Genomic DNA, 9991 nt, shown 5'->3' on the forward strand with positions numbered 1-9991 from the left:
ATTCTAATTCAGAGAAATCAGAATCAGATAATGCCTCAAAGAGTGATTCAGCCTCAGCTTCAGGGTCAGAGTCGAAATCAAACTCTGATGAATCACAAAGCAATTCTGAATCAGACAGTACTTCAGCATCAACGTCAGATAGTGCTTCCAATGCTTCTAACTCAACGTCAGAATCAGAGAGTACTTCTGTCTCAGCATCGTTAAGTGATTCCAATGCTTCTGATAGTAACTCGATTTCAGTTTCAAAGAGTATCTCAGAATCTGCTTCACAGTCTAATTTGACTTCAATATCAAATAATGATTCAAAAGGTTTGGATTCAGACTTGGAAAATGAATTACCAGAAACTTTTGCAGCACATTCTAAATTAAGTAATATTGTTCCTAATATAATGGAGTTATTAGGAGTCGGTATGCTTCTTAAAAAGAATAAAAATAGAAATAAATAGAAATAAATAGGTACTATAAACTGTACTTATAATGTAAAAAGAAAGGTTCTAGTATCAAATTAATTTTGACTCTAGAAACCTTTCTTTTTGTTTATTTTGTTACATATAAAGGTAATAAATATATGTTTAAAAGTATTATAATTAACTATATAAACACTAACTATATAAACTAAGTGGGATATAAAATAATATGAATAATTTTTTAAAAATATCAAAAAAAGTTCTGATTTTGCAAAAGGATCTTGAAGAACAAAGCGATATTGAATTTAATAAATATGCGCAAAAAAAGACCCTTGAATTTTATGATCTTAATATGCTTGATAATGAAATGGAAATTTCAGCTTTAAGTATAATCATTGAGGCCATTAGGAGAGAAAAAGGATATGTCGCTTTCCCTGTTCAAATTGTTGGAGCATTAACATTGTTAAATGGTAATATAGCCGAAATGAAGACGGGTGAGGGTAAAACGATTACTGCCATAATAGCGTTATATTTGGGATATTTAAAAAAACATCATCAAATTTTATTTACTCAAAACCAATATTTAGCTAGACGTGACTATGAATTTTCTCGTCCTATTTTTAAGAGATTAAATATATCTTCCGGTTTGGTTGAAGAGTTGGATAAAAAGAGTGATCAAAAATTTGTTTTTAAAATGAGGGAAAGACAATCGTTATATGATAATCCTATCGTTTATACAACTAATGATGTATTTGGATTTGATTATCTTCAATCTAACTTAGTGTCGCAATCAGATGAAAAATTAAATTTACATTTTGATTGGGCTATCGTCGATGAAATCGATTCAATATTATTAGATGATGCACAGATGCCACTGATTATTTCAGGTAATCCCAAGGCACAATCTAATCTTTTTAAAATCACGAATACTTTTGTGAGCCTTTTAGAGCCACTACTGGACTATCAAACTGATAATCGAAAGAAAACGGTTTGGTTAACTAAGCATGGAGTTCAAAAAGCAAATAAATTTTTCCGAGTTAAAAATTTGTTTAATAAAAATAATTTTGAACTAGTTAAACATGTGATGTTGGCATTACAAGCAAATGTAATTATGAAAATGGGCGAGGATTATATTGTTTTAGATGGTGAAGTAAAGTTATTAGATTCAACAACTGGCCGTATCATGGAAGGCTCATTATTCGAATCAGGATTACATCAAGCAATAGAGGCTAAGGAATTAGTTTCGTTGTCTCAAGAAAATAGATCCATGGCTTCAGTTACCTATCAAAATTTATTCAGAATGTTTAATCAACTATCAGGATTAACGGGAACAGCCTATACCAATAGGAAAGAATTCTTAGAGATCTATAATCTCCCTGTTGATAGAATTCCAGAAAATATTAAATCTGTACGGATAGATCTTAAAGATCACTATACAGTATCGTTGAGTAATAAATTAGAACTAATCATGAAAAGAACGATGGAATTAATTGAAGCTGGTAGACCAGTGTTATTGGTAACTGAATCGATCTTTACGGCGAACATATACTCTAATTTTTTCTGGTCTCAAAATATATCTCATAATGTTTTGACGGGATCACAAAATGCAAATGAAGCTGAAATTATTAAAATGGCAGGTAAAAAGTCTACATTAACAATTGCTACTATTATTGCTGGACGTGGTACTGATATTAAAATTGATAAAGACGTTCAAGAAATTGGTGGTTTAGCTGTGATTGCCACTGAGCATTTTTCTAGTAAAAGAATAGATAATCAAGTTAGAGGCAGAGCTGGTCGTCAAGGCGAAAATGGGACTACAGAATTTTTTGTCTCATTAGAAGATAAGATCTTTGAAGATTTTTACGTCAAAAGAATCGATCGTATTTCGAATAAGAAATTAGAAAAATTGAATTTATTTCAAAAAGAATATATCAAACATAAAATTGAGCAAATTCAAACAAAATTTGAAGAAGATGATTATAAAAATCGATTTACTTCTATGGAAATGGATGAAACCCTTCGTGTTCAGAGAGAAATTATCTATCACGAAAGAGATACGATTATAAATCAAAGTGAACTTAATCATAAACAATTTGTGAATTTATTAAAACAATATGCTAAAAACATTATTGATAATGAAAATTATGATCAAACAAGATTTATCTTTGACTTCATTGATGAATCATATAATATTCAAGAGCAAATAAATATCGATGAAAAAATTAGTGACAGATTTAATTACGTACAAAATCTGCTTTCCTCATACCCAAAAGCTTTTGAAGAATTTGTTAATCAAATATTATTGAAATCAATAGATACAGAATGGGTATTACATGTAGATAGAATGCAACAACTGCGATTACTAATTGATAAACGAGTGACAGGACAAAAAAATCCTTTGCAAGAATACCAAGAAGATAGTCAAAGGTTGTACAAAATATTTAGAAGTGCAGTTGATAAGGCTATTTTGAAAAATTTCATGTTGAGTAGATTAGAAGTTAAAAACAATTTAAAGGTTACTTTCCCATAGAATAAGGAGCTATATACTATGAAGTTAGACAAGCTTAAAAATAGATCTACTATCGAACTTAATCAATTAGGTGAAGATCGAAGAAGTAGAGGAAATAATAAGCGACAAAAAAGTGTGTTATCAATAATTATGGCGTATGCTATGGCCCTTATAGTGATTATTGGATTAGTTAGAACCATATTATTAATAATGAACAATTAAGAGGAATTGTTAAATGTATATAAGAAATTTGTTATTTATTCCAGACTATAGTCAAGATCTCCAAAAGCAATCAAATATATTAAATAATACGACTGTTACGTTATTCCATGAACTAGAAGTTCAATTTAATCTAGTATTATTTAATTTGGATTTTGATTTATTGTCACAAGTTCGGTTGTTAGAAAATAATATCGATAAAGAACATGCTAATAATTTTTTTGAAGATATATACGATATAGACCCTGATGAATATCATGCGTTAAACCAAGTTGATTTCGACTTATCATCTGATTATAGAATCATTGAAATTAATGATCATTGGAATGTTTTACGAGATGATGGAACATTGATTTATCGTGGTTATTATGATAAAAAGCATGGGATTAATTATCGAATTGATGAATTTGATAAATCAGGTACAAACGTAATTAAGGTGTCTCTGTTTAGTGATAGAGGCATCAAAGTAGCGGAAATAATAGCTAATTCAGATAAATTATTTGATATAAAATATGTTAATCATGATGGTAAAGTATTATTTACAAAAAATAATGTCTTGGATTGGAAAAATAAAATTTTTGATGGACATAATTTCTTGAATCTAAAAAATAAATGGATTAAAGATAAAACATCTGAATTTTATGATAGTCTAATAATCGCTGAAATAAGTAATAATATTGCCGATGTCTTACAGAATCTGGCTAGTAAAATTATATATATAGTTAAGAAGAATGTTTTGAATAATTTAGATGAAATGGCCATTGAAGAATTGAATAATTCCAATGGGATCATTGTTAATGACGAAGATACATTATTGCAGGTTCAACAAAAATTAACTAATGATATAGAGATTATTTTCCTACCTGAAAAGGACCCTGACATAATTTCTGGATCTTTCATGAAATATTCTGATAATTATATTGGAATTAATTTTGATGATATCAGTAATAAAACAAGAACTAATATTTTAAACGTGATGGAAAAGAATATTTTGAAAAACAAAAAATTAAAAGTTGAATTCTTTAGCTTAAAACCCACATCTAAAAATGAATTTAAAACATTGATGGCAGGGGTAGATGAAGAAGATTATTCCAAAGAAGAATTAGAAAATATACGAGAACAAATTACTCTTAAAATATTTGAAAATTATTCATCAATGGAAAAATCATTTGATAAATATAAAATTTATATCGATTTAGCTGAAAAGGATGCAAATATTGCTAGATTATTGGCGCTGCATAATGGGACTCCACAGATTACAACGGTTGAAAGAAAGTATGTAACGGACCGTGGTAATGGCTATAAAATAAAAAATGAAGATCATTTAAGTGAAGCCGTTAATTACTTCTTAGATAATTTAGCTAATTTAAATAAAAGTATATACTTTTCTAATAAAGAAATTGAAATGATTTTTGATCCGCTGTATAAAATAATAGATAAAAATTATCCTTTGGAGAATGTAAAATGAAAAGATATATAGCAAATATATTACAAATAGGGGATGAAAATTTAAAGCCTTTAGCATTAAATGAAAATATCAAATGGGAATATCTGGATATATCCAATGACCATATAGATGACAGTCTAGAAGAAATTAAAAAAATTAATTATTTTGGTTTTAGTGGATATTTAATAACATCTAAAATTAGTCTTGATCGACTTAAATTAATTGATAGCGAGATAAAAATAGAAGAATATAAAGTTTTTAATTTAAACCCTAATCAATCAGAAAAAACTTTAGATTATTTAAAGGACAAATATAACTTTTATGATATGTCAGATAATGATATTTCAGGGGTTACAAATATTATCTTTCATAATTTTTTTAATCAGCAATATGGCGATAGAATGAAGAGAGATTTATTGAAAGTTTCAGCTTCTCCTGAAACCAAGGTTCACTATTTTGGACATAATAAAATTCAAGTTGATACGAGAAATAAATATGATAAAACATATATATCATGGGGATCACATTATCTTTATGTCCGAGAAAATATTATGGAACTTTGGCTTGAGTACGAGCTGTATGGAGATATAAAAATACAATTAGAAATTTCGCTAACCACTGCAAATGCTGATGGAAATGTGGAAACAATTCTACTATCAGATGAAGAAATGAAGAGTCCCGTTTTAATTGGACCTTACGTTCAAGGAAAAACAGTATCATTTAGAGTGATTTTAGAAGGAAATGGTTCTGCTGTAATTGGTAACTTACACTTTAGGCAAAGTAGAGGCAATTATGGTCAGATGTTACCGGGTGGAAAAAGATTAGTAAATTCTGGTCGAGAGGAGTTATTTGTTTATTATAATCAAGGTAATTTAAAGCCACCATTGAATGTTTATTTTGCTGGTTACAGAACTGCCGAGGGTTTTGAAGGATATCCAATGATGCGCTCATTAGATCACCCTTTCATATTAATTGGAGATCCGCGTTTAGAAGGTGGAGAATTTTATAGAGATGTTCGTGGTGATTTAGAAGAGCAGCTAGTTGATTTCATAGATAATAAACTTGAAGAACTTAATTTTGATAGGCATGCGCTTAATTTAATGGGCCTTTCGATGGGAACCACAGGTGCAATTTACTATTCAAATATGTTGCAACCAGGAAATGTGATCGTAGGAAAGCCGTTAGTTAATTTAAAGCGCATAGCAGAAAATTCAACTGTTAATAGGTCGGAAGATTTTTTGACTGCATTGGATGTGCAAAAAGATATGAACATTACCAGTGATGATTTTATAATTCAAAATATAAAACTTGAAAACATTAAAAATACTACTTTTTATGTAATATATATGGAGCAAGATGATTATGATAATAAGGGATTTTATAAATTAAAAGAGATTTTCGATGGGAAAATAAATTTAATTGGTAAAGGCTTCGAGGGACGTCATAACGATGAAAGTAGTAAAGTTGTTGACTGGTTTTTAATATATGCGAAAGATGCGATGAAGAAGTGGGACGATAATAATGGATAAAGAATACAAATTTGATATTAGTAATGGTATTCATAATAATGGTTTTGATAATTCGGCATTCAATGTAGAATTCAATAATAGCCCTTTGTATGGTGGAGATTTATTGAAAAATAAAGATGGTAGTATTACGTTAATCAACCCCCGCTTTCCATCGGGGAAATTGATTGCGTCTTGGGGAAATAATCATAAAAGTCAGGGAATCAATTCTAACATCCCGCTTATTTTTCCAGGTGATATATATAAGCTAACGTCTGATATTGAAATGATTCCTAGTGAATCGTTAATACTACAAATTAGAATGTATCGTGGTTCAGAAGAAAAAATAATGGCTATACATCTAGATGAACAGTTTATTGAATTTCCATCAAATTTTAAATTTGATTCTGTTCTTATTGAATTGGTCAATATAAGTAATGATAAATTGGTATTTAGAAATATGAGTATGGTTAAGGTGGACAAAAATAATGAATGATGATAATTTGTTTGACAGCAAGAATAAGACTATCACTAGAAAAACAATTATTAAAAAAATTGTTTTTACATTAATTATATTTGCTGTTTTTTTATTAGGTAGGCGTATTCCGTTATATGGGATTAATTATAGTCAGCTGGACACTATTAATATGGGTGTTAAGCCGACTCTACTCACGCTTGGTATGACACCTTGGATGACAACAATGATTATATGGAAAGTGTTTTCATTGGGAAAAAATCCGGATGACATAATATCCTCTGATGCATCGCAATATCTTAAGCAAAATATACTTATGCTTTTTTTATCAATAATACAAGCGATTGGAACATTAACGCAGTTGACTACAACTAAATATGTTAGTCACGAAACAATGTTCTTTTTCGAAATTAATGTTATATTTTTGATTGTTGGTGCCTTTTTTTCAGAATGGTTATCCAATTTAATAGCAAGGTATGGTTTAGGTGGAAATAGCCTTTTGATAGTAATTACTATCTTAGGTAACTATGTTCAAGAAATAAATTTGGATATTCATACGATTTATGATCATTCAAAAGTCATGCTACTGTTATTTATAATAATATTAATTATTATGTTCTCACTAATTACTCTAGTTTATTTTGCTGAATATAAGATTAATTTTATTCAAATATTAGCATCTAAAGAGCTTAAGAAATATTCATATATACCCTTAAAAGTTATTCCTGCTTTAGGAATGCCTTTTATGTATTAGATATCTTTACTAACATTTTTGCAATATGCTTTGTTTTTTGGAGGAAAATATAATCATAATATGAAACTATTACAAATAGCCGAAAATACAAATATTAATACCACACAAGGATTGATGATTCTTTTAGTTATTGTTTTTGTTATCTCAATAGCATTTTCATTTTTTAATATAGATGTTGTTCAGACTACAGACAAAATGAAAAAGAGTGGTGATTTCATTGAAAACGTTATTCCAGGATACGATACGCAAAAATATCTAAGTAAGAGAATTTTATTTTTAGGATTCATCGGTGCTTTGTTTAATGTACTGATTATGATAATTCCATTCATAATTAGCCTATATTTCCCGATTACCAATATAAATATTTTTGGAATCATTGGAGGAACTTATTTGATATTGCTAACAGTTCTAATTCAAGCTTATGAACAAGTTTTAACAATCGCTAAAAAATATAATTACTAATTTTTTTTATTAACTAAAATTATTAATACAGGTAGCCTTTGAATTGGATTTAGTCCGGATCAAAGGCTCTTTATTTGTTATTGTATTAAATGACACTTTAAAATAAAAGTCCGGTATCCTAGAAAAATAATTTCTAAGATACCGGACTTTTATTTTTAGATATTAGGCTAAATTATACTATTTTTTTCGGAAATTTTGTGTAAGGCTATTAGTATATTATTTAAATCTTTATCTGTCATATTATTACTTACCATAACGTAATGATCAACATCATGTTCTTCGTCTTCGTCAATAATTGTACTTATGATCAAATCGTATTTTTTGTTTTCGTGATTCATATATGAAACTGATACATTGAAGTAAGGAGTTAGCCTGTCTCTTGTTTTTTTAGCGAAAGCTGCTTCTTCAAAAATAGGAGCATCCATCTGAATTAAAATATTGATTGCAGGTTCAAAATAATACTCAGGGAATAATATTAAAAATGCAGATATATTAAAATAAATTAATGTTCCTAATTCATATTTAGGTAATTCGGGATTTATTTTTTCAGTGGTACTAGTAATTACTTTGACCAAATTGGGTACTTTTTCAATATTAAGCTTGCTGGAGTCTATATTTGCTATGGTAAAGTTCAATTTTTTAAATAACGCTGAATGATATTTACCAGCTAGTAGAGTAGCAATAAAAGTTTTACCATCTAACGTATTAAGATCAATTTTAGTTTTAGTAATATCTTCAATAGAGGTTACGAATTTGCTTATTTTATTATAAATAATATGTTTTTTGGCTTTAAGATCATTAAGGATATCAATAGGCTTATTTTTTATAAAATAGAAATCACTAATAGTTTTTGTCCATAATAATATGAATGTTATTTCAGAATTGCACATATTATATTTATTAAATAAATAATCATAAACGTCTTGATCAGCTTTATTTAAAATTGCTACGTCTTGTAGTTTATTAGATATATCATCCATATTTATAAGATTAAGAGTATCTATACGTGAAAAATTGGTTGCGAGTAGGTACATGAACTCATTTTTTTAACCTTGTGACATCGTAAGTCCATATAGTTTAATAATAGCATCTACTAGATCGCTTATTTTTTCTTTAGATGTATTCTCAAAAGGCCAGATACTTCCACTATAATTGCGCCACATGAAAGTTACGATTAAAAATCGTATATTAATTTCGTTACCAATAAAGCTAATAAAACTTTTATTAATTGCTATTGAAACATCATATTTAGAAATATAATCATTAAAGATAGAAATGCTTCGTCTTAACGAAGTTTCACTAATGAAATTTTCATTAGCAAAATCCTCAATTTTTATATTTTTATGAGTTATTAAAGTTTTAATTAAATTAAGAGATATAGTTCCGTCTATTAACTTTTTATAAAGCTGCTTGAATTGAAAATGATCACCTGTATAAAAATATTTATTATTTTGTTTGACAATATGTCCATATAAACTATAGCTGTTTTCAGAAGTTGTTGGATCTCTCTCAATAATTTCATTAATAGAAAGTATATATTTATGAATAGTTCTTTCATTTAATTGTACAGATTCTTTAATTTTAAAGATATCAATACCATTTGAATATTCTGATATTATCTTTAATATTTTAATTTTATATTGGACTTCTTTATTGTAAATTGCAGACTCAAATGTTGTATTAAAATCTAATAACATTACTTACTCCCATTCCATAACTCTATTAACATGTTTATATCATATGGTATATTATCTCCCTAAAACAAGATATAGTATATCAGAAATCTAATAAATTTCATAGAATTTTAAGATAGTAGTGAATATATAGTCAAATTCTGAATAATATTTTTATGATCTATACAAATAAATCTAGTTTTATTTGTATAGATGATATTTAAATTAAAAAGGGCCATTAACCTCCCGTGAATGGCCAATTATTACGCTTATATCTGACATGTTAGATGAGGAAACGAAGACTTAGTGGAAGTTGTAAGTTTAATTTGGAGAACAAGATAAATGATTAAGTAATATCATAGTTTAGATAATATCAGGAAAGCATTAAAATGGTTAAAAATTTCACATTGTCATTTCGGGTTTATCATTATGAATGCCTTTTTTAACTATATGTGATTTTATATATCAAATTAATATTACATTTAAACATTATAGTGAAGTGTAACATACATATATGATAATAACTAAATTAAGCTAATT

At 27.9% G+C, this 9991-nt stretch carries 7 protein-coding genes and 2 pseudogenes; 7 read left to right on the top strand and 2 right to left on the bottom strand.

The annotated features are described in order from the left end of the window. The 7 genes and pseudogenes from JC2156_RS08955 to JC2156_RS09070 all read left to right on the top strand — a co-directional run. A pseudogene (locus JC2156_RS08955) lies at nt 1-446 on the top strand (accessory Sec-dependent serine-rich glycoprotein adhesin); the annotation flags it as partial. Between the two features lie 190 nt (nt 447-636). Beyond that, nucleotides 637-2937 (top strand): preprotein translocase subunit SecA, encoded by a 2301-nt coding sequence (locus JC2156_RS03040; protein WP_006845368.1) that lies wholly within the window; start codon nt 637-639, stop codon nt 2935-2937. Between the two features lie 18 nt (nt 2938-2955). Next, nucleotides 2956-3138 carry a hypothetical protein gene (locus JC2156_RS03045; RefSeq protein WP_038241054.1) on the top strand — a complete coding sequence of 61 codons (183 nt, stop codon included), beginning with the start codon at nt 2956-2958 and terminating at the stop codon, nt 3136-3138. A gap of 13 nt (nt 3139-3151) precedes the next feature. Then, nucleotides 3152-4603, top strand: coding sequence for an accessory Sec system glycosyltransferase Asp1 (gene asp1, locus JC2156_RS03050; protein ID WP_006845369.1), 1452 nt, complete (start codon nt 3152-3154; stop codon nt 4601-4603). After that, the gene (gene asp2, locus JC2156_RS03055; protein WP_006845370.1) at nt 4600-6111 is read left to right on the top strand and encodes an accessory Sec system protein Asp2; all 1512 of its coding nucleotides are present in this window, start codon (nt 4600-4602) and stop codon (nt 6109-6111) included. Before asp1 ends, asp2 begins: the two co-directional genes overlap by 4 nt. Next, complete coding sequence (locus tag JC2156_RS03060; protein WP_006845371.1) at nt 6104-6583, top strand: accessory Sec system protein Asp3; 480 nt, start codon at nt 6104-6106, stop codon at nt 6581-6583. Before asp2 ends, JC2156_RS03060 begins: the two co-directional genes overlap by 8 nt. A gap of 151 nt (nt 6584-6734) precedes the next feature. Continuing rightward, nucleotides 6735-7778, top strand: a pseudogene (locus JC2156_RS09070) (hypothetical protein). A 167-nt stretch (nt 7779-7945) separates the two neighbouring features. Here the strand turns inward: JC2156_RS09070 and JC2156_RS03075 are convergent. Continuing rightward, nucleotides 7946-8758, bottom strand: a complete 813-nt coding sequence (locus tag JC2156_RS03075) for a hypothetical protein (RefSeq protein WP_155815903.1) — start codon at nt 8756-8758, stop codon at nt 7946-7948. 66 nt (nt 8759-8824) lie between these two features. Then, entirely contained in the window at nt 8825-9475 is a 651-nt protein-coding gene (locus JC2156_RS03080; RefSeq protein WP_006845375.1) for a helix-turn-helix domain-containing protein, read from the bottom strand. Nucleotides 9476-9991: the final 516 nt, after the last annotated feature.

It is taken from the genome of Weissella koreensis KCTC 3621, from assembly GCF_000277645.1.

Excerpts from the sequence above, each read along its gene's own strand:
- JC2156_RS03075 (WP_155815903.1), bottom strand. The coding sequence starts at position 8,758 with ATGGATGATATATCTAATAAACTACAAGACGTAGCAATTTTAAATAAA.
- asp1 (WP_006845369.1), top strand. The coding sequence starts at position 3,152 with ATGTATATAAGAAATTTGTTATTTATTCCAGACTATAGTCAAGATCTC.
- JC2156_RS03040 (WP_006845368.1), top strand. The coding sequence starts at position 637 with ATGAATAATTTTTTAAAAATATCAAAAAAAGTTCTGATTTTGCAAAAG.
- asp2 (WP_006845370.1), top strand. The coding sequence starts at position 4,600 with ATGAAAAGATATATAGCAAATATATTACAAATAGGGGATGAAAATTTA.
- JC2156_RS03045 (WP_038241054.1), top strand. The coding sequence starts at position 2,956 with ATGAAGTTAGACAAGCTTAAAAATAGATCTACTATCGAACTTAATCAA.
- JC2156_RS03080 (WP_006845375.1), bottom strand. The coding sequence starts at position 9,475 with ATGTTATTAGATTTTAATACAACATTTGAGTCTGCAATTTACAATAAA.
- JC2156_RS03060 (WP_006845371.1), top strand. The coding sequence starts at position 6,104 with ATGGATAAAGAATACAAATTTGATATTAGTAATGGTATTCATAATAAT.